Genomic DNA, 20,957 nt, shown 5'->3' with positions numbered 1-20,957 from the left:
TGCCCTCTATTTTCTGAGGGCAAAAAAGACGCGGGCCGCAGGTGGTGGAACACCTACGACCCGCTAACCACAACCCAGCTTACTAAGGAGCTGACCCATGGCTAAGCCGAATGATACGTCCAACCCCGAGGTAACAGAATCGTCCCCCCGCTTCGTCCCGCTGCTACCCACCTCCCAGGCCGACATGTGTCCGCGTAGCGCCACCCTGTACGTGGACACCCATGCACTCCCCACGCACTTGTTCGACAACGCGAAAGTGCGCTTGAGGTCGGCGATCAACATCCTGGCCATGACCCGTTTGCTCGATGAGAAAGAAGAGCCCGGCGGCACCCTGGCCTACATCAACGGTGCGTTGCTGTCGCTGCTCAGCGATGCCTTGTCCGAAATCGAGGCGGGCCACCCGAGCCTGTAGCGCCGCTCCCTGGCGCGACGCCCCCGGCCTGGCCGGGGGCTTTGCGGCATCGCCATCACAAGACCTTTCGCGTCCGAACGGCACGCTTGATCGCCGTCCCGGTCCTCGCGAAACGGCCGCCAATTGCCCGAAGCTTCCGACCCTTTTTTCGGACGATTTCTTACGCCCTTATAAATCAGCAAGTTACGAGACCTCGAAAAAAGAGGTTTTCTGGCAGGGAAAAACCCGCCGCTCCTGTTTTCCGCCAAATGGCTATAGGTTTTCCGGGCCAGCCCAGTGCCACGCAGATAACCAGGAAATGCTCAGGGAACGGGTTCGGCTGCGAGCAGTTCACCGCCATATAGACAGTGGACAAGAGCCTACCCTCATAGGCCTAGCTGTTCAGCGGGCTTGTGCCATCGGAGACTTCGTACAAGGCTTAGCCATTGCCGTCCTACAGGCGCTGTCAGTAGGCTTTTTTCGCCGGCGACTTCGGTTCCCGGCAGGCCACAGCCTGCTGGCCCAACACCCACGAGCGGCCTGTCTCCCTGCCGCGCCGGCAGAAGCCAGGCAGCGGACAGCTCAGAGAAGGATTTCTCCTATGCACGGCCATACCCAGCTTGCCCCGCACTACTTCTTCCGACAGCAGCGATTGCTGCGCGCGCTGCTGATCGACGACCAGGCCTGGTTCGTCCTCGACGACTTCGCCCGGCTCATCGAACACAGCCAGCCCGAACAGATGCTCGCCCGCCTGGACGACGACCAGGCGCGCCGGGAGTCGTTGCGTTCCGAACGTGGCGAAGACCAGGCGCAGTGGCTGATCAGCGAGTCCGGCGCGTATGCCGCGCTGATCTACCAGCAGCGCGGCGATGGCGGCGAATTGCGCCGCTGGCTCAGTGGCGAGGTGGTGCCGGAGTTGCGCAGCGCCACCGACGACAGCGGCATGCCGCGCTACGTCAAGTTGCGCTGGGAGCGCCAGGTGGTGCACATGCTCGACTGGCAGGGCAAGCTCTGGGTGAATTTCAGCGAGATGCCCGACCTCCTCGAACGCCAGGGCGAGCCCATGGTGCAACTGGGTTGGCGACGCTGGTTGAGCAAGTTGCGGCCGCTCTAGGCGCCGCTCTGGCGTCGTGTTGGGCGGGGCCTGTCAGATCTGCCAGCTTAAGCGGCGCGGCGCCATCCATTAACAATAGAGCAACGACTCGGGCCTAGCCTCTCCTTTCCCACGGACAGCACGAAACCGCTGGCATGAAGATAACGCGAAACCTTCTGGACGATCTCTACACGGATGACCAGGGCAGCCAGGACCTGACGGGCCTCCGTCAGCCTCGCAAGATGCGTCGTGAAACCAAGGAGAAGCCGCGCAAGCGAACGCTGCGCGACTCCCGGCCGGACCGTCCCCTGTAGGAGCTACGCTCGCCTAGCGGGCGGGTTCGCCGCTCCGAACGCCCCTCTCCCTCAAGGTCAGAGGGCTGGTTTGCCTAGAACGGATTTGTAGAAAGGCCCGCCAAGGACGCCCGGGCGTCTTCGGCGGGCCTTTTTCATGCCTTTCCGCCACGCGCCCCGCACAGGTATCCGGCCTGTGGCGGGGCGCGTGCCTCAGAGCATTTCCAGCTTCGACATCAGGTCGTTCAGGCGCTCGGCCTTCTGCTCGCTGATCTCGCTCGGGGCCAGGGACTCGATGTAGCTGGCCAGCTCTTCCACCGTGGTGCATTCGAACATCGCCCGTAGCGGCACGTTGCGTTGCAGGGCCTTCTGCACCCGCGAGGCGATCTGGGTGGCCAGCAGCGAATGCCCGCCGAGTTCGAAGAAGTTGTCGAACACCCCGACCCGCTCGACCTTCAGCACCTCGGCCCAGATCCGTGCCAGGGTTTCCTCCAGTTCGTTGCGCGGGGCCTGGTAGGCCTGGTTCTGCATCTGGCCGATGTCCAGCGCCGGCAGCGCCTTGCGGTCGAGCTTGCCGTTGGCGTTGAGCGGCATCCGGTCCAGCACCAGCCAGTGCAGCGGCACCATGTAGTCCGGCAGGTCGGCGCGCAGTTGCTGCTTGATCCGCTCGAACCAGGCGCCCTGCTCCACCATCAGTCCGGCCGGCGAGTCGGCGCTGGAACGCGGTGTCTCGCCGGGAACCAGGTAGCCCACCAGGTACTTGCCGTTCGCCCCTTCCTGGACCGCCACCGCCGCCTCGCGGACGTCGGCGCGTTCGTGCAGGCGCGCCTCGATCTCGCCCAGTTCGATGCGGAAGCCGCGGATCTTCACCTGGTGGTCGATCCGCCCGACATACTCCAGCACTCCGTCGGCGCGCCGCCGCGCCAGGTCGCCGGTACGGTACAGACGCTCGCCCGGCGCGCCGAACGGATGCGGGACGAAGGCCTGGGCGGTGCGCAGCGGATCGCCGACGTAGCCACGACCGACGCCGGTGCCGGCCACGCACAGCTCGCCCACCGCGCCCAGCGGCACCAGTTCGAAGGCGTCGTCGGCGCCGGCGCCGAGCAGGTACAGGCGGTTGTTGTCGGTGGGACTGCCGATCGGCAGGTAGGTGCTCTCGGTGGAGGCCAGGTCGACGCGGAAGAACGCCACGTCGTCGGAACACTCCGCCGGCCCGTAGGCATTCACCAGGCCGATCCGTGGGTAGCGCTTGAGCCACTGGCGCGCCAGTTCCGGCGGCATCGCCTCGCCGGTGGGCAACATCCAGCGCAGGCCGTCGAGGGCCTGGCGCTCTTCGGCGAGCATGCCCTGGATCAGCGACGGCACGCTTTCCAGCACCGTGATGCCCTGTTCGCCGACGTGCGCCAGCAGGCCCTGCGGATCGTGGGCGATGGCGTTCGGCACGATCGCCACGCGGGCGCCGAACAACGGCGCGGCGAGGAATTGCCAGACCGAGATGTCGAAGCTCTGCGAGGCGGTCTGGGCGATCACGTCGTTCTCGTCCAGTTCCAGGTACGGGACCTTGCTCAACTGGTTGTTGAGCATTCCCGCCTGCTCCACCATCACGCCCTTCGGCAGTCCGGTGGAGCCGGAGGTGTAGATCACGTAGGCGAGGTTCTGCGGCCCGCTGTAGACCTGCGGATCATGCTCGGCGCCCTCGCCCTGCTGGATCTCGTCCCACACCAGCAGGCGCGGCCGGTCGACGCAGCCGAGTTCGTCGAACAGCGCCAGCGCCTGCTCGCGGCAGGCCTGGGTGCAGACCAGCACCGGCGTGCGGCTCAGCTCGACGATCCGGGTCAGGCGCTGGGTCGGATGGCCGGGGTCGAGCGGCAGGTAGCCGGCACCGGCCTTGAAGCTGCCGACGATCATGCCGAGCAGGTCGAGGCCGCGCTCGGCCAGCAGTGCCACCGGCTGGTCGATGCCGACGCCGGCGGTGCGCAGGGCGTGGCCGAGGCGGTTGGCCCGGCGGTTCAGCTCGGCGTAGCTCCAGCGCTGTTCCAGGCAACTGGCGGCGATGCGCTGCGGATGGGCCGCCACCTGCGCCTCGAACAGCCGCACGTAGCCTTGCTCCAGCGGGTAGTCGCGGGCGCTGCGGTTGCAGCCGTCGAGGAGGAAGTCACGCTCGTCCTCGCCGAGCAGCGGCAAGGCCTCCAGTTCGCCGTGGAAACCGTCGGCCAGGGCCAGCAGCAGGCGCTTGAACTCGCCGAGCAGGCGCTCGACGGTCGGCGCCTCGAAGTAGCGCTGGTCGTAGGACAGGTGCAGGCCGAGGTCATCGCCCGGATAGCAGACCACGGTCAACGGGAAGTTGGTGTGGGTACGCCCGGAGTCGGAACTGGCGTTCAGGCTCTGCGCGCGGTCCAGCACCGAGACTTCCACCGGAGCGTTCTCGAACACGAACAGGCTGTCGAACAGCGGCTGGCCCTTGGGCAGCTCGCTGCTTTCCTGGATGGCTACCAGGGGCAGGTGCTCGTGCTCGCGCAACTCCAGGTTGCGCTCGAACAGCCGGTTCAGCCATTCGCGCACCGTGCAGCGCTGGCCGGCGGCCGGCATCTGCACGCGCAATGGGATGCTGTTGATGAACAGGCCGACGGTGCGCTGCATTTCCGGCATGCCCACCGGACGCCCGGCCACGGTGACGCCGAACAGCACGTCGCGCTCGCCGCTGAAGCGGCGCAGGGTCAGCGCCCAGGCGGCCTGGGCGAAGGTGTTGACGGTGAGCTGGTAGCGCTGCGCCAGTTCACGCAGGCGCGCGCCGTCGGCGGCGTCCAGACGCGTGTAGCGGTCACCGACGATCATCCCGCCGCTTTCGCCGGCGTGCTCGCGGAGGAACGGGCGGTCGCTGGGCACCAGGGTCGGCCGCTCGAAGCCGCGCAGGCTCTCGCTCCACCAGCGGCGCGACTGCTCCAGGTCCTGGCGTTGCAGCCAGGCGATGTAGTCGCGGTAGCGCGGCGGCGTCGGCAGGTTCGCCGGGCGGCCTTCGCCGAGGGCGCCGTAGATCTCGAAGAAGTCGTTCATCAGCAGGCCACGGCACCAGGCATCGATGAGGATGTGGTGGTTGCTCATCATGAACCAGTAGCGCGCCTCGCCCAGGCGGATCAGGCGCAGGTGGAACGGCGGCTGTTCGAGCAGGTCGAAGCCGGCCTCGCGCTCGCGCTTGTGCAGCGCTTGCAGGCGCTCCTCGTGGCCGTCCTCCGGCAGCTCGCTCCAGTCGAGGAACTCGATGCGGGTGCGACCGGGCTTGTGGATCACCTGCAACATCGTTTCGCCGGCATTCCAGACGAACGACGCGCGCAGCGCCTCGTGGCGGGCCACCACCGCCTGCCAGGCGGCGGCGAAGCGCTCGGGATCGAGCGGGCTGTCGATCCGGTAGCGGTCCTGCATGTAGTAGATGCCGGTGCCCGGTTCCAGCAGGGTGTGCAACAGCAACCCTTCCTGCATCGGGGTCAGCGGATAGACGTCCTCGATCTCGCCGGCCGGCACCGCCAGGGCGTCCAGTTGCGCCTGGCTCAGTTGCGCCAGCGGGAAGTCGGACGGGGTCAGGCCGCCGGCGCCGTCTTCCAGGCAATGCTCGATCAGCGCCTGCAGTTCGGCGAGATAGGCCTGCGCCAGCTCGTTCACCGTCTGCGCGTCGTAGCGCTCGCGGCTGTAGGTCCAGCGCAGCACCAGCTCGCCGCCATAGACCTGGCCATCGACGCTCAGCTCGTTGGGCAACGGCGCCTGCTCGTCGTGGATCGGCCCGGTGGGCTGGTCCAGCGGCTGGAACAGGGCGTCGGCGAAGCTCTGGTCGAACTGTCCGAGGTAGTTGAAGGTGATCGGCGCCGTGGGCAGCGCGGCCATCGCCTGGCGCACCGCCGGATCGGCGAGGTAGCGCAGCACGCCGTAGCCGAGGCCTTTGTGCGGCACCGCGCGGAGCTGTTCCTTGATCGCCTTGATCGACTCGCCCGGGCTCTGCGCCGGGGTCAGGCGCAACGGGTAGGCGCTGGTGAACCAGCCGACGCTGCGGGTCAGGTCGATATCGTCGAACAGCGCCTCGCGGCCATGCCCTTCCAACTGCACCAGCGTCGACGGCTGCCCGCTCCAGCGGCAGAGCACGCGAGCGAGGGCGGTCAGCAGCAGGTCGTTGACCTGGGTGCGGTAGGCCGCCGGCGCCTGTTGCAGCAATTGCCGGGTACGTTGCGGGTCGAGCCGCAGGCTGACACTTTCCGCCAGCGCCTCGCGGTTGTCGCCCTGCGGGCGGTCGCATGGCCACTCGGCCGACTGCCCGCCCAGCCGGGCTTGCCACCAGCCCAGCTCCTCGCGCAGCGATTCGCTGCCGGCGTAGGCCTGCAGGCGTCCGGCCCAGTCGCGGAAGGCGCTGGTCTTGGCCGGCAGCGCCGGTTCGGCGCCCTCGTCGAGCTGACGGTAGACCTGTTGCAGGTCCTCCAGCAGCACCCGCCAGGACACCCCGTCCACCACCAGGTGGTGGATCGCCAGCAGCAGGCGTTGCTCGCCGGCCGGGCCGTCCACCAGCACCGCGCGCAGCAGCGGCCCCTGTTCGAGGTCGAGGCTGCGCTGGGCCTTGGCGAACAGCTCGGCGCATTCGTCGAAGGATTGCACCGGAACGTGCCAGAGCAGTTCCTGTTCGCGCAGCGGACGATGCTGCGCCAGCCACTCGCCGTCGACCTGGCGGAACGCCAGGCGCAGGGCGTCATGCTGTTCGACCAGGCGTTGCAGGGACTTGCGCAGCAGGCCGAGGTCGAGGGCCTGCCGCGGCTGCAACAGCAGCGACTGGTTCCAGTGCTCGCGGCGCGCCAGCGGCAGGTCGAAGAACCAGTGCTGGATCGGCGTCAGCGCGCTGTCGCCCTGCACCGGCCCCTGCTCGGCCTGGCTGGCCTGGCTGTGCCGGGCCACCGCGGCGAGGCTCTGCACGGTCTGGTGCTGGAACAGGTCGCGGGGGCTGAAGTGGATGCCGAGCTGGCGGGCGCGGCTGACCACCTGGATCGACAGGATCGAATCGCCGCCCAGTTCGAAGAAGTTGTCGCCGAGGCCTACCCGCTCGACGTTCAGCACCTCGCGCCAGACCCCGGCCAGTTGCTGCTCCAGCACGCTGCGCGGGGCCTCGTAGGCCTGCCGGTTGAGCGCCGGGTCGGGCGCCGGCAGCGCGCGGCGGTCGAGCTTGCCGTTGGCGGTCAGCGGCAGGCTGGCGAGCAACAGCAGGTGGGCCGGCACCATGTAGTCCGGCAATTGCTGCTTGAGGTGCGTTTTCAGCGCCTCGCGCAGCGCCGCCTGGGCGTCCTCGTCCTGCTCGGCCACCGCGCTGGCGACATAACCGGCCAACTGCTTGCCGCTCGGGCTGTCGAGCGCCAGGACCAGCGCTTCGCGAACCTGCGGATGCTCCAGCAGGCGCGCCTCGATCTCGCCCAGTTCGATGCGGAAGCCACGGATCTTCACCTGGTGGTCGATGCGGCCGACATATTCCACCTGGCCGTTGTCGCACAGGCGCACCAGGTCGCCGGTGCGGTACAGGCGGCCGCCCTCGGCAGCGAAGGGATCGGGCACGAAGCGCTCGGCGCTGAGCGCCGGACGCTCATGGTAGCCGCGCGCCAGGCCGGCGCCGCCGACGTAGAGTTCGCCGGTCGCGCCCTGCGGCACCAGGGCCAGGTCGGCATCCAGGATGTAGGCGACCCGCGCGCCGACCACGCTGCCGATCGGCACGCTGGCGGCACCCTCCTCCAGGCGTTCGGGAGCCAGGCAGGCCAGCGGCATGACCACCGTTTCGGTCGGTCCGTAGGCATTGAAGAACGACGCCGGGGCGAAGGCCTGGCGAATCCGTTGCAGGTGCTCGCCGGTCAGCGCTTCGCCGCCGGTGATGCACATGCGCACCGGCAACTGCCGGCCCTGGCTCTCCAGCCACTGGGCGAGCTGGCTGCCGTAGCTCGGGGTGAAGCCGAGGATGCTCACGCCCTCCGCGCGGATCAGCTCGCAGATTTCCTCCGCGCCCCACTGGCCCTGGGCCCGCAGCACCACGCGGGCGCCGCACAGCAACGGGGCCAGCAGGCGCTCGCTGGCGGCGTCGAAGTTGATCGAATAGAAGTGCAGTTCACAATCCTCGGCGCGCATGCCGAAGCGCTCGATCACCACGGCGCAGTGCATGGCGATCTCGCCGTGGGAGACCGCCACGCCCTTCGGCTTGCCGGTGGAGCCGGAGGTATAGATCAGGTAGGCCTGGTGCTGCGGACCGCTCAGCGCTGCCAGCGGCGCGGGGTCCTCGGCGTCCAGCGCCGGGCCGTCCTCCTCGAGGCACCAGCGCGCCACGCCCGCCGGCAGCTCGCCGAGAGCCTCGAACAGCGCCGCGTGGCTGAGCAGCAGGCGTACGCCGCTGTCCTCGATCATGTATTGCAGGCGCTCCAGCGGATATTCCGGGTCCAGCGGCACGTAGGCGCCGCCGGCCTTGAGGATCGCCAGCAGGCCGACGACCATCTCCAGCGAACGCTCCAGGGCCAGGCCGACCCGCACTTCCGGGCCGACGCCGTGACTGCGCAGGACGCGCGCCAGACGGTTGGAGCGGGCATCGAGTTCGGCATAGCTCAGGGTCTGTCCGGCGAAGGTCAGCGCCGGGGCCTGGGGGCTGGCCGCCACGCGGGCGGCGAACAGGCCATGGAGGGTGTCCTGGAGCCCTGCCTCGCCGGCCGTGCCGGCGAGCAGCAGTTGCTTCCGCTCCTCGGCGGCGAACAGCGGCAATTCGGCAATGCGCCGCTGCGGGTCGCCCAGCAGCGCCTCCAGCAGGTTCTGCCAGTGTCCGGCCATCCGCGCGATGCGCGGTTCGTCGAACAGGTCGCGGCTGTAGGTCAGGCAGCAGCCGAGGCGCTGGTCGAGGTCGGTGACCTCCAGGTTGAGGTCGAACTTGGTCGCCCGCGCATCGTTGGCGATGTACTCGACGGTCATCCCGGCCAGTTGCCGGGTTTGCTGGAACTCCCAGCGCTGAACGTTGCACATCACCTGGAACAACGGGTTGTAGGCGGCGCTGCGCGGCGGTTGCAGGGCTTCCACCAGGTGGTCGAACGGCAGGTCCTGGTGCGACTGGCCATCGATCACGGTCTGCCGCACCTGCTCCAGCAGCTCACCGACGCTCATCTGTCCGTCGAGCCGGCAGCGCAGCACCTGGGTATTGAGGAAGGCGCCGATCAGCCCTTCGCTCTCCGGGCGGATGCGGTTCGCCACCGGCGCGCCGATGCGCAGGTCCTGCTGGCCGCTGTAGCGGTAGAGCAAGGCCGCAAGGGTGGCGGTCATGGTCATGAACATGGTCAGTCCGCGGGCGGCGTTGAAGCGCCGCACGCGCTCGGCCAGCTCGGGGCTCAGGTCGAAGCGGTAGAGGTCGCCCTGGTGGCTCTGCACCGGCGGGCGTGGCCGGTCGCCCGGCAGTTCGAGCAGCGGATGCTCGTTGCCCAGCTGGGCCTTCCAGTAGTCGAGCTGGCGCTGGCGCTCGCCGCTCTCCAGCCACTCGCGCTGCCACACGCTGTAGTCCAGGTACTGGACCGGCAACGGCTCCAGCGGCGATTCGCGGTCGTCGAGGAAGGCCTCGTAGAGCGCGCCCAGTTCGCGGGCGAAGATGTCCATCGCCCAGCCTTCGGTGACGATGTGGTGCAGGGTCACCACCAGGTAGTGCTCACGCTCGGCCATCTTCACCATGCAGACCCGCAGCAACGGCCCGCTCTCAAGATCGAAGGGCCGGTGCGCCTCGCTGTCGGCGAGGGTCTGCAGGTGCTGCTGGCGGCTGTCGCGGTCGAGCGCGGAGAAGTCCTGCCAGTCCATGTGCAGGCCGCCATCGCCATGTACGCGCTGTACCGGCACGCCGTCGACGCTGGGGAACGTGGTGCGCAGGGTCTCGTGGCGCTGCACCAGGGCCTGTAGCGCGGCCTCGAAGCGCGCCACGTCCAGCGGCCCGCTCAGGCGCGCCAGGCCGCCGACGTTGTAGGCCGGGCTGTCCGGCTCCAGTTGCCAGAGGAACCACATGCGCTGCTGCGAGTAGGACAGCGGCACCGGCTGCTCGCGGTCGATGCGGCGGATCGCGCCGTGGCTGTCGGTACGTCCGGCGGCCTGGGCTGCGCGGACCTGTTCGCAGAAGGCCTCCAGTTCGCTGGCCTCGAACAGCGCGCGCAACGGCAGTTCGACGTCGCAGGCCTGGCGGGTGCGCGAGACGATGCGGGTGGCCAGCAGGGAATGCCCGCCGAGTTCGAAGAAATCGTCGCGCAGGCCGACCCGCGGCAGGCCGAGCACTTCGCTCCAGATCGCGGCGATGCGCCGTTGCAGCTCGGTCCGCGGCTCGACGTGCTCGCGCTGCTGCCAGACCGGCTCCGGCAGCGCCCGCGTATCCAGCTTGCCGCTCGGGCCAAGGGGCATCTGCGCCAGGCGCATCAACTGTGCCGGAACCATGTATTCCGGCAGTTCGGCCTGTAGCGCGGCGCGCAGACGCTGGTTCTGCTCGGCTTCCGCCTCGGCGCCGGCAGCGCCGGTGTAATAGCCGACCAACTGGCTGCCGGCCACGCCTTCGCGGATCACCACCACCGCCTGGGCCACCCCCGGCTGCGCCAGCAGGCGTGCCTGGATCTCCTCCGGCTCGATGCGGAAGCCACGCAGCTTGACCTGCTGGTCGAGGCGGCCGAGGTATTCCAGCACGCCGTCGGCGTTCCAGCGCGCGCGGTCGCCGGTGCGGTACAGGCGCTCACCGTCGGCCGAGAACGGATCGGCGACGAAGCGCTCGGCGCTCAGCGCCGGGCGCCCCAGGTAGCCACGGGCCAGGCCCAGGCCGCCGATGCACAGCTCGCCGGCGACGCCGGCCGGCAGCAGGTTGAACTCGGCGTCCAGCACGCGGCAGACCACATTGCCCAGCGGCCGGCCGATCGGCGACCGCTCGCCGTCTTCCGCGCGGCACTGCCAGTGGGTGACGTTGATGGCGGTCTCGGTCGGCCCGTAGCGGTTATGCAGGGCCACTGCCGGCAGGCGTTGCAACACGCGGTTGCGCAGCTCCGCCGGAAGCGCCTCGCCGCCGGAGAACAGGCGGCGCAGGCTGCCGCAGGCGGCGACGCCGGGTTCGTCGATGAACAGTTGCAGCAGCGGCGGCACGAAGTGCAGCGTGGTCACCCCGAACTGCCGCACCAGTTCCACCAGGCGCGCCGGATCGCGGTGCTCGCCGGGGGCGGCGAGGGCCAGCCGGCAACCGGTGACCAGCGGCCAGAAGCACTCCCACACCGACACGTCGAAGCTCACCGGCGCCTTCTGCATCAGCACGTCGTCGCCGTCGAGGGCGTAGGTGGCCTGCATCCATTGCAGGCGCTCGGCCAGCGCCGCGTGGGTATTGCCCACGCCCTTCGGCTGGCCGGTGGAACCGGAGGTGTAGATGACGTAGGCGAGATTGTCGCCGTGCAGGTGCAGGCCCGGTGCCTGGCTCGGCCAGTTGTCGAGCTTGAGGCTGTCCAGGCAGATCGGCGTGACGCCCTCCGCGCCAGGCAGGCGCTCGAACAGATGGGCCTGGGTCAGTAGCAACTCGACGCCGCTGTCGGCGAGCATGTAGGCCAGGCGTTCGCTGGGGTAGTCCGGGTCCAGCGGCACGTAGGCGCCGCCCGCCTTGACGATCGCCAGCAGACCGACCAGCAGTTGCGGCGAACGCTCGGCGCAGATCGCTACCCGCACGTCCGGGCCGACGCCCTTGTCGCGCAGGTAGTGGGCCAGGCGGTTGGCCCGGGCGTGCAGTTCGGCGTAGCCGAGGCTGCCACCGTCCCACTCCAGGGCGACGCGTTCGGCGGACTGCGCCAGTTGCCGCTCCAGCAGCTCCGGCAGCAAGGCGCGCGCCGGCTCGCAGGGCGCGCTGCCCCATTCGGCGAGGCGCGCCGCCTGCTCGGCGTCGACCAGGGCGATATCGCCGAGGCAGCGCTGCGGGTCTTCCGCGACCTGGCGCAGCAACTCCAGGTATTGCGCGGCGAAACGCCGGATGCTGGCCTCGTCGAAGAGGTCCGCGGCGTAGTCGAAATTCAGGGTCAGGCGACCGCGAGCGTCCTCCTCGCTCTGCAGTTGCAGGTCGAACTTGGCTTCACGGCTGTGCCAGGGCAGCTCGTCGGCGAGCAGGCCAGGCAGCCGGCGCAACGCCGACAGGTCGCGCTGCTGGTGGTTGAACAACACCTGGAACAACTGGCCGCCCTGGCCGCAGGCTGCGAGCACCTGGTCGAACGGCAGGTCCTGGTTGGCCTGGGCGCCGAGGGTCGCCTCGCGAGCCTCGCCGAGCAACGCGGCGAACGGCTGGCGCGCCCGGGGCGTGCCGCGCAGGACCAGGGTGTTGATGAAGAAGCCAACCAGCCCCTGGGTCTCCAGGCGCTGGCGGTTGGCGCTGGGCACGCCGATGCGGATCTCGCCCTGCCCGCTGTGGCGATGCAGCAGCGCCTGGAACGCCGCCAGCAGCCACATGAAGACACTCGCCTCATGGTCCAGCGCGGCCTCGCGGATAGCCCGCGCCAGGGCTTCGTCGACCCGCAGGCTGTAGCGCGCGGCGGGCGACGCCTGGCGCGCCGTGCGCGGATGGTCGGTGGCCAGTTCCAGCACCGGCGCCGCGTCGCCCAGGCGCTCCCGCCAGTAGGCCAGTTGGCGGGCGCCCTCGCCCGCGTCCAGCCACTGCCGTTGCCAGGCGGCGAATTCGGCGTAGTGCAGTTCCAGCGGCGCCAGGTCGGCCGGCTGGCCACCGCAGGCTTCGGCGTAGAGCCGCGAGAATTCGTCGAGCAGCAGGTTCAGCGACCAACCATCGGCGACGATGTGATGCAGGGTGACCCAGAGCTGGTGCTCCTGTTCGTCCAGGCGCACCAGGCTGATCCGCAGCAGCGGCCCCTTTTCCAGGTCGAACGGCTGCTGCGCCTCGGCTTCGCGGCGCTGCGCGGCAGCCGCGGCGCGTTCGTGCTCGGCCAGGGTGGCGAGGTCGACGAACTGCCAGGCGAATTCGCCCCGCTCATCGATACGCTGCAAGGCCGCGCCGTCGCGCTCGAGGAAACGCGTGCGCAGCGCTTCGTGGCGTTCGACCAGGCGCTGGAAGCTGGCGCGCAGCGCCGCTTCGTCCAGCTCTCCGCGCAGGCGCAGGCCGCCGGGGATGTTGTAGGCGGCGCTCTGCGGATCGATCTGCCAGGTCAGCCAGAGACGCTGCTGCGCCGCCGACTGCGGCAGGTCGACACCGCGCGGCAGGTGCGCCATCGGTGCCTCGGCCGGCAGGCCGGCGGCCAGTTGGCGGGCCACCGTGGCGCTGAAGGCCTGCAGGGTCGGCGCCTCGAACAGTTGGCGCAGGTCGAGGGCAACGCCGAGACTGTCGCGCACCTGTGCGACAACCTGGGCGGCGCCGATGGAATTGCCGCCAAGCAGGAAGAAGTGATCGCACGGCGCTACCTGCGCCACGCCCAGCCGGGCCTTCCAGATCTCGCCGATGCGTGCCAGCAGTTCGTCGTCGCCTGCCGGCGGCTGCGCTTCCTGCACGGCCTGGAGGCCGGGAAACAGCGCATAGCTGTCCAGGCTGCCGTCTTCCAGGCGCAGGCGGCAGGCGGAACGTTGCAGCTTGCCGCTGGATGTCTTCGGCAAGGCGCCGGGATTGAGCAGCGCCACCACCTTCGGCGCTTCCTGGTAGGCCTCGGCCACCGCCTGGCGGATCGAGTCGATCAGCTCCTGGGCCGGCACCGATTTCTGGACGCCGCGTCCGATCTCGGCGGCAATGCCGATGCCTTCCTCGCCATCGACCGTGACCGCGAAGGCCGCGACCCTGCCCTTGCGCGCCGACGGCACCTCGCTCTCGACGGTGCGTTCGATGTCCTGCGGATAGAGGTTGTGGCCGCGGACGATGAGCATGTCCTTCAGGCGCCCGGTGACGAACAGTTCGCCGTCGCGGAGGAAACCGAGGTCGCCGGTGCGCAGCCAGGTACGCCCGTCACGCTCGACGAAGGTCTTCGCCGAGGCTTCCGGGTTGCGCCAGTAGCCGTGGGCGATGCTCGGCCCGGCGGCCCAGATCTCGCCGACGTTGTCGTCGCCGAGGACCTCGCCGCTCGCCGCGTCGACGATCAGCACGGCGTGTTCCGGCTGGCTGCGGCCGCAGCACATCAGCACGCTGCCTGCGCCTTCGGCGATGCGGTTGCGCGCCAGCGCCTCGCCATCCACCGCCAGGGCGGGAATGCCCTGGCCGCGCTGGCCGCCGGTGACGAACAGGGTCGCCTCGGCGAGGCCGTAGCAGGCGAAGAAACTGGACGCCTCGAAGCGGCTGGCGGCGAATTTCTCGGCGAAGCGTTCCAGGCTGTCCTGGCGGATCGGCTCGGAACCGGAGAAGGCTACCCGCCAGCCGCTCAGGTCGAGACGCTCCAGGGCCGACTCGGCGACCCGCTCGCTGCACAGCCGGTAGGCGAAATCGGGACCGCCGCTGACGGTGCCGCCGTACTGGCTGATGGCTTCCAGCCAGCGCACCGGACGTTCGAGGAAGTAGCGCGGCGACATCAGCACGCAGGGTACGCCGCTGAAGATCGGTTGCAGCAGGCCGCCGATCAGGCCCATGTCGTGGTACAGCGGCAGCCAGCTGACGATCACGTCGTCGGCACCGATGCCGAAGCCTCGGCGGATCAGCACCTCGTTGGCGACCAGGTTGCCATGGCTGACCTGCACGCCCTTGGGCAGTGCGGTTGAACCGGAGGTGTACTGGAGGAAGGCGATGTGCTCGGGACGCACTTGCGGCTCGTCCCAGGCCTCGGCAACGGCCGGGTCCAACTGGTCGACGCAGAGCAGTTGCGGGGCGTTGGCGGCGGACAGTTGCGCGTTCATCTGCAGCAATGGCTCGCGCAGGTCAGCGGTGGTCAGGACCAGGCGCGGCTCGGCGTCGGCGATGATCGACAACAGGCGTTCCTGGTGATGGCGGCGCGCCGACTCCGGCGGATAGGCCGGCACCGCGATGACCCCGGCATACAGGCAACCGAAGAACGCCGCGACGTAGTCGGGGCCGCTGGGAAACAGCAGCACCGCGCGATCGCCCAGCTGCGCATGGGCCTGCAGGGCCGCGGCGATGCTCCGCGCGCGCAGGTCGAGATCGCGATAGCTGAGGACCACGCCTTCGCCATCGTCCTCGGCGAGGAAGCGCAGCGCCAGGCGCTCGGGCTCCTGGACGGCGCGGCGACGCAGGGCCTGGACCAGGGTGGTGGGAAGTTCGAAGGCGTCCATCATGTGTTTTCCTGCCTGAATTCGGCTTGCAATCGAGTTCTAGTGAGTCTCCGGAAACAGTCGTCGCGGCCACCCCTCAACTGGCGGCGCGCATGCTTCCCCGGACCTTGTCCTTGTGCCAGCGCAGCAGATGCTGGCCGGCGTAGCGACGCAGCAGGCGCAGCAACTGCCCCTGCTGTTCGCGGATGAAAAAGTGCTGCCCGTCGAGCAGGTCGAGGGTGAAGTCGCCCCCGGCCTCATGCAGCCAGCCGAGCAACTCGGCGCTGCGCAGGCTGTCCTCGCGTCCGCCGAACAGGTGCAGCGCCGCGTCCAGCGGCCCATGCGCCTGGTAGCGGTAGCTGCCGGTGACGAGAAAGTCCGCTCGCACCACTGGCAACAGCATCTGCATCAGCGACGGATCGTTGAGGACGGCCTCCGGAGTACCCCGGTAGTCGCGCAACGCGGCAACCAGTTCGGCGTCGGCCTTGGCGCGCCGGTAGCCGCTGACATCGTTTTCGGCGGGCGGGGATACACCGGAGAGGAATAGCGCCAGCGGCCCTTCGAGGCCGCGCCGACGCATGGCATGGGCCAGTTCGAAGGCCAGCAGCCCGCCCAGGCTGTGGCCGAAGAAGGCGTAGGGAGAAGCGCTGTCGAGGGTGCCTTGCAGCTCGCTGGCCAATTGCGCGACCAGGCTGGCGGCATCGGTATGCAGGGCCTCGCCGAAGCGGAGGCCGCGCCCCGGCAATTCCAGGGGCAACAAGCGGATCCAGCCCGGCAGGCTGGGCTGCCAGTGGCGGAACAGCGTGGCGCTGGCCCCCGAATAAGGCAGGCAGAACAATTGCAGGGAAACGGCCGGGCTCACCTGCCGACCTCCTTGCGCCGCTGTCGTGGCCCTCGTCCGGGGCAGAGCGCTTTCCCATGATCGATCGGCATTTCCGTCTCCTGCTGCGCACGCCGGGGCGCCGGGCACCTGCCCGCGCTGTCACAGAGGGGAACGGATAACAACGGCAAATAATTAGCGCATGTAACCGCAATCTCCGGGCAACCGCGGAGCATTGTGCGAAAGGACGCCAACCCCTATCCATTCTGATGGGTTGTGCCCGGCGCTATCGCCGCATCGGCGATAGCGATGTACGCCATGGAGCAGCCGGGAACGGTTGTCGCAGCGCCTTCGCGCAGTTCTTGCGCGGAACGCCGGCAGGAGCGGCGAGGCGGTCAATACCGATTTCTAACTAGCTGATTCCTAAGGACAGTCTGAAAAAGACTTTCTGATTTTGGCAAAATAGCCGAACGCCACCCACCGAGTTTTCTGATGAAGCAGATGACCTTCGCCGATGCCGAGTACGCCGGCAAGCGCAAGCAGACCCGCAAAGAGCTGTTCCTGATCGAGATGGATCGGGTGGTGCCGTGGAAGGGGTTGATTGCCCTGATCGAGCCGCATTACCCCAAGGGTGAAGGTGGCCGTCCGGCGTACCCGTTGATGGCAATGCTGCGGGTTCATCTAATGCAAAACTGGTTCGGTTATAGCGATCCAGCGATGGAGGAGGCACTGTACGAGACCACCATCCTGCGGCAGTTCGCGGGGCTGAGCCTGGAGCGTATCCCCGACGAAACCACCATCCTCAACTTCCGTCGCCTGCTGGAGAAACACGAACTGGCTGCTGGCATCCTGGCCGTGATCAATGGCTACCTGGGTGACCGTGGCCTGTCGCTGCGCCAAGGCACCATCGTCGATGCCACGCTGATCAATGCGCCGAGTTCGACCAAGAACAAAGACGGCAAGCGCGACCCAGAGATGCACCAGACCAAGAAGGGCAACCAGTATTACTTTGGCATGAAGGCCCACATCGGCGTCGATGACGAATCGGGCCTGGTGCATAGCGTGGTAGGTACGGCGGCTAACGTGGCGGACGTCACCCAGGTCGACAAGTTGCTGCATGGCGAGGAAAACGTGGTCTGCGCCGATGCGGGTTATACCGGCGTCGAGAAGCGTGCCGAGCATGATGGCCGCGAAGTGATTTGGCAGGTGGCAGCACGGCGCAGCACTTACAAAAAGCTGGGCAAGAGCAGCGCGCTGTACAAAGCCAGACGCAAGATCGAGAAAGCCAAGGCTCAGGTACGGGCCAAGGTTGAGCACCCGTTTAGGGTGATCAAGCGGCAGTTCGGTTATGTGAAGACGCGCTTCCGTGGCTTGGCCAAGAATACTGCGCAACTGGTGACGCTGTTCGCGTTGTCGAACCTGTGGATGGCACGCCGACATTTGCTGACCAATGCAGGAGAGGTGCGCCTGTAATGCAGGAAATGGCCGCCGCGAGGTGTTCTCGGCGGCTAGAAACACCGAAATGAGCTGGTTATCTGATCGTTTTTGATCGGTTTGCCGCTTTCAAAATCGGCGGAGGCTGAAGTCAGCCGGAAATGCATGGCTACTTCAGACCATCCCTAAAGATTATTAAAAAAATTTCGTCTGCGACGCATGACTGCAACATTGGCGCGGCCATCCTTCTGAAACGCCGAAGAATTTCTCCCCTCCATCATTCGCAGCGGCTATTTGCCAGCATGCGGACCATTCACGAATAAAGGTGAGATTGGTTATTTCTTCGTAATTGACAATCATTATCATTCAACATAATTTGTTGCGCCATGTGTGGGTCTTACCCCACCGCCAGTGCTCTGCAGCCCCCTCCGCAGCAAGGTGATTTCCATGTCGGAACAACTGTCTACCCGCAGATGCGATACCCCGCTCCTCCAGGCATTCGTCGATAACCGTACGATCCTGGTGAAGATCGCCGCCCGCATTACCGGTTGCCGCTCGCGAGCCGAAGATGTGGTCCAGGATGCGTTCTTCAGGCTCCAGTCGGCGCCGCAGATCACTTCGTCGTTCAAGGCACAGCTCAGCTACCTGTTCCAGATCGTCCGCAACCTGGCCATCGATCACTACCGCAAGCAGGCGCTCGAACAGAAATACTCGGGGCCGGAGGAAGAAGGCCTGAACGTGGTGATCCAGGGCGCCTCGCCGGAAACCTCGCACATCAACTACGCGACCCTCGAACACATCGCGGATGCCCTCACCGAGCTGCCCAAGCGCACCCGCTACGCCTTCGAGATGTACCGCCTGCACGGCGTGCCGCAGAAGGACATCGCCAAGGAACTGGGCGTCTCGCCGACCCTGGTCAACTTCATGATCCGCGACGCCCTGGTGCACTGCCGCAAGGTCACCGCCGAGCGCCAGGGCGACAATCTGACGAACCTGAGCGCGCGTCGCTGAGACACAAGGGCAGGCATTGCGCCTGCCCGTTCTTCTGTTGGCGTCCGCCGGACGCCTCGACCTTCTTCTTCCCGCCCCGTCAGGCCAGGCGACAGCGCTCGAAGAACCGTTCGCGGCCGATGATCATCAGTGCCGCCCGCTTGTGCGGAAAGTCGAACTCCTTCTCGCAGTGGAAGCACAGGTTGTGCATGTGACCGATCATCCGCGCGTTATCCGCGCGCGGTTCCGCCACCACTCGCTGCGAGCGCGGGTCGTCGAGAAACAGGTAGTGGACCAGTGCCGATAGCCAGCAGGCGACCTTGTGCGGCCCCCGGTGGGCCTCCTCGCCGACCAGCATGTGGATCCCGCGGTCGTAGTCTTCGGCCGCGTAGAACGGCGCGATGCGATCCTCCTTCGCCCAGTAAGCCTCGAAATAGGCGAAGGGCTCATCGTCGAAACAGCCGATGAGCCCCAGTGCATGAGGATCCGCTTCGAGCTGGCGCAAACGCTCGCGATGTTGTTCCAGGCTTCCATCTTCCTGCCAGAACTCCGCCACCCTGGGCGAGTTCTGCCAGCGATGAAAACGTTCCAGGTCCCTCTCGATGTCCAAGGTACGCAAGGATATCCAGCACCCCAATCGCGCATCGAAGCGCCGATAGACCTCTCCCCTGGGCTTCGGCCGGCGCAGTGGATGACGCTTTCCATCGGTAAGTTGCATCGACTGGGGATAGCACGGCTGGGCAAGCGGCAGCCAGGGCCATGGCAACTGCCAGAACCGGCCCCTCTCGCAGACATAGGTGCCCGCTGCGGCGGCTCCTGTCAGCATCCCCTTCGCCAGGGACTCTTCGGGCTCCCAGGACAGCGACCAGACGAGCCGCTGGCAATCCGGATCGCGGGCGAACAGCCAGTAGCTGGCGGCCCACAACGCATGCTCGGCATCGCCGCCGGGAAGCTCCTCCACCGCCAGCCGTATTTCCGTGTCTGTGCGCTCCAGGCGCAGGCGCAACAGCAACGCACCATCCAGGGCAAGGCTGAGCCGGCTATCGGTTTCGTCGCCACTCAAACGCTGCCCGCCAGGCAACGGCAATACAGTCAGGGAATTCAACAGGGGCATGATCGGACTCGAGACACGGAGTTGTTCTCAGAGGAACGTCATGTGAAGGAGGAAATTTAAGCGCTCGCGCGAGCCAGGCGGCAACGCGCGCGGTCGAGGCGCCAGCGTCATCCACAGGCGCGGCCGGAGGAACAAGGAAGAACCCGAGTGAGCGAAGTACGCGGCGCCTACTGGCTCAGTAGACTTCCGGCACGATGATCTCGCCGGGCGTCGGATGCCTGACGTAATCGGCGTGGCGCAGGCGCTCCGGCAGGTGTACCGGCGGCTGCGGAACTTCCCGGTAGGGCATCTGCTGCAACAGGTGGTGGATGCAGTTCAGCCGCGCGCGCTTCTTGTCGTCGGCCTGTACCACCCACCAGGGCGCCTCGGGGATGTGGGTGCGTTCGAGCATGGTTTCCTTGGCCTTGGTGTAGGCCTCCCAGCGCCGCCGCGACTCCAGGTCCATCGGGCTGAGCTTCCACTGCTTGAGCGGATCGTGGATACGGCTGAGGAAGCGCAGGTGCTGCTCGGCGTCGGAGATGGAGAACCAGTACTTGAGCAACTGGATGCCCGAGCGCGCCAGCATCTTTTCGAACTCCGGCACACTGCGGAAGAATTCCTCGTATTGTTCGTCGTTGCAGAAACCCATGACCCGCTCGACCCCGGCACGGTTGTACCAGCTGCGGTCGAACAGGACGATCTCGCCGCCGGCCGGCAGGTGCGAGACGTAGCGCTGGAAATACCACTGGGTCTGCTCGCGGTCGTTCGGCGCGGGCAGCGCGGCGACCCGGCAGACCCGCGGGTTGAGGCGCTGGGTGATGCGCTTGATCACGCCGCCCTTGCCCGCCGCGTCGCGCCCCTCGAAGAGAATCACCACCTTGTGCCCGGTGTGCACCACCCAGTTCTGCAGTTTCACCAGTTCCCGTTGCAGGCGGAACAGTTCGCGGAAATAGCGGCGCCGACTCAATTCGCCGGGCGCATCCTCCTGCTCGGGACCGAACAGCTCGTCCAGGTTCAGCTCGTCGTCGAGCAGTTCCTGCTCCAGCTCTTCGTCGTGTCGATCGAGCCAGTCGCGACCGATGCGGCCCGAGGTATCGCCATAGGAGTCCATGCGCTGCTCTCCACGTCATGCCGAAATACCGCGAATGCTAGGCGCGTCTTCATGACGGTTTGGTGACGGTTCGATGAAAACGTAGCGATCGCCCGCCGTCGAAAACAGTCGAAAGGTCACTGAAAGTCAGAAAATTCCCTAATCATTTGAATGACTTGGCCTAAGCTGGCCAGCCTCTCCGCACTTTCCACATGCTCCGCGCACCCCGGCGACCGCCGGGGCGAACCGCGCCCTTGCGGCGCCATTGATCGGAGATCAACCATGCAAGCGTTTTCCAAACAGCAACTCATCGATGCGCTGAATGCCCAGAGCAGCGACCTGGCCACCCTGCAGAGCCTGGTCATGGGCCTCTACCTGTGGATTCGCGACAGCCATGGCCAGGCCAGCGTCGATGCGGCCTTCCAGCGCGCCCGCGAGGAGGCCAGGCAATTCCGCCAGCAGAGCGGCAACCAGGCTGACGAGCGATTGATCCTGCAACTGGCGGAAATCGTCCGCGAACAACCCTGAGCCATGA

The 20,957-nt window shown here is 67.3% G+C and carries 9 protein-coding genes; 5 read left to right on the top strand and 4 right to left on the bottom strand.

What is annotated here, in order from left to right:
- Positions 1–97: 97 nt before the first annotated feature.
- Both M6E97_RS10340 and M6E97_RS10335 read left to right on the top strand, forming a co-directional pair.
- Positions 98–412 (top strand): hypothetical protein, encoded by a 315-nt coding sequence (locus M6E97_RS10340; RefSeq protein ID WP_003113065.1) that lies wholly within the window; start codon positions 98–100, stop codon positions 410–412.
- Positions 413–992: 580 nt separating this feature from the next.
- Positions 993–1,505, top strand: coding sequence for a Bro-N domain-containing protein (locus tag M6E97_RS10335; protein ID WP_004355475.1), 513 nt, complete (start codon positions 993–995; stop codon positions 1,503–1,505).
- A gap of 485 nt (positions 1,506–1,990) precedes the next feature.
- Here M6E97_RS10335 and pvdL read toward each other — a convergent pair whose 3' ends face one another.
- Positions 1,991–15,019, bottom strand: coding sequence for a pyoverdine non-ribosomal peptide synthetase/polyketide synthase PvdL (pvdL, locus tag M6E97_RS10330; protein WP_034005094.1), 13,029 nt, complete (start codon positions 15,017–15,019; stop codon positions 1,991–1,993).
- Between the two features lie 73 nt (positions 15,020–15,092).
- On the bottom strand, positions 15,093–15,857 hold the full coding sequence (gene pvdG, locus M6E97_RS10325) for a pyoverdine biosynthesis thioesterase PvdG (RefSeq protein ID WP_034005095.1): 765 nt from the start codon (positions 15,855–15,857) through the stop codon (positions 15,093–15,095).
- A 450-nt stretch (positions 15,858–16,307) separates the two neighbouring features.
- Here pvdG and M6E97_RS10320 point away from each other — a divergent pair, with 450 nt between their 5' ends.
- Together M6E97_RS10320 and pvdS are read left to right on the top strand one after the other, a co-directional pair.
- On the top strand, positions 16,308–17,288 hold the full coding sequence (locus tag M6E97_RS10320) for an IS5-like element ISPst7 family transposase (protein WP_014595514.1): 981 nt from the start codon (positions 16,308–16,310) through the stop codon (positions 17,286–17,288).
- Positions 17,289–17,696: 408 nt separating this feature from the next.
- The gene (pvdS, locus tag M6E97_RS10315) at positions 17,697–18,260 is read left to right on the top strand and encodes a pyoverdine signaling pathway sigma factor PvdS (protein WP_003089661.1); all 564 of its coding nucleotides are present in this window, start codon (positions 17,697–17,699) and stop codon (positions 18,258–18,260) included.
- Between the two features lie 79 nt (positions 18,261–18,339).
- Here the strand turns inward: pvdS and M6E97_RS10310 are convergent, their stop codons facing one another.
- On the bottom strand, positions 18,340–19,353 hold the full coding sequence (locus M6E97_RS10310; RefSeq protein WP_003136357.1) for a GNAT family N-acetyltransferase: 1,014 nt from the start codon (positions 19,351–19,353) through the stop codon (positions 18,340–18,342).
- Between the two features lie 175 nt (positions 19,354–19,528).
- Positions 19,529–20,443, bottom strand: coding sequence for a polyphosphate kinase 2 (ppk2, locus tag M6E97_RS10305; protein ID WP_003089666.1), 915 nt, complete (start codon positions 20,441–20,443; stop codon positions 19,529–19,531).
- A 261-nt stretch (positions 20,444–20,704) separates the two neighbouring features.
- Here ppk2 and M6E97_RS10300 point away from each other — a divergent pair, with 261 nt between their 5' ends.
- Complete coding sequence (locus M6E97_RS10300; protein ID WP_003089668.1) at positions 20,705–20,950, top strand: hypothetical protein; 246 nt, start codon at positions 20,705–20,707, stop codon at positions 20,948–20,950.
- The last annotated feature ends 7 nt before the right edge of the window (positions 20,951–20,957 follow it).

The organism is Pseudomonas sp. B111 (assembly GCF_026428275.1).
In the GTDB taxonomy this organism is placed as follows: Bacteria; Pseudomonadota; Gammaproteobacteria; order Pseudomonadales; family Pseudomonadaceae; genus Pseudomonas; species Pseudomonas aeruginosa.
The sequence above is the reverse complement of the archived record's forward strand: the minus strand, read 5'-3'. Positions and strand labels throughout refer to the sequence as shown.

Excerpts from the sequence above, each read along its gene's own strand:
- M6E97_RS10340 (WP_003113065.1), top strand. The coding sequence starts at position 98 with ATGGCTAAGCCGAATGATACGTCCAACCCCGAGGTAACAGAATCGTCC.
- M6E97_RS10335 (WP_004355475.1), top strand. The coding sequence starts at position 993 with ATGCACGGCCATACCCAGCTTGCCCCGCACTACTTCTTCCGACAGCAG.
- pvdL (WP_034005094.1), bottom strand. The coding sequence starts at position 15,019 with ATGATGGACGCCTTCGAACTTCCCACCACCCTGGTCCAGGCCCTGCGT.
- M6E97_RS10320 (WP_014595514.1), top strand. The coding sequence starts at position 16,308 with ATGAAGCAGATGACCTTCGCCGATGCCGAGTACGCCGGCAAGCGCAAG.
- pvdS (WP_003089661.1), top strand. The coding sequence starts at position 17,697 with ATGTCGGAACAACTGTCTACCCGCAGATGCGATACCCCGCTCCTCCAG.
- M6E97_RS10310 (WP_003136357.1), bottom strand. The coding sequence starts at position 19,353 with ATGCCCCTGTTGAATTCCCTGACTGTATTGCCGTTGCCTGGCGGGCAG.
- ppk2 (WP_003089666.1), bottom strand. The coding sequence starts at position 20,443 with ATGGACTCCTATGGCGATACCTCGGGCCGCATCGGTCGCGACTGGCTC.
- M6E97_RS10300 (WP_003089668.1), top strand. The coding sequence starts at position 20,705 with ATGCAAGCGTTTTCCAAACAGCAACTCATCGATGCGCTGAATGCCCAG.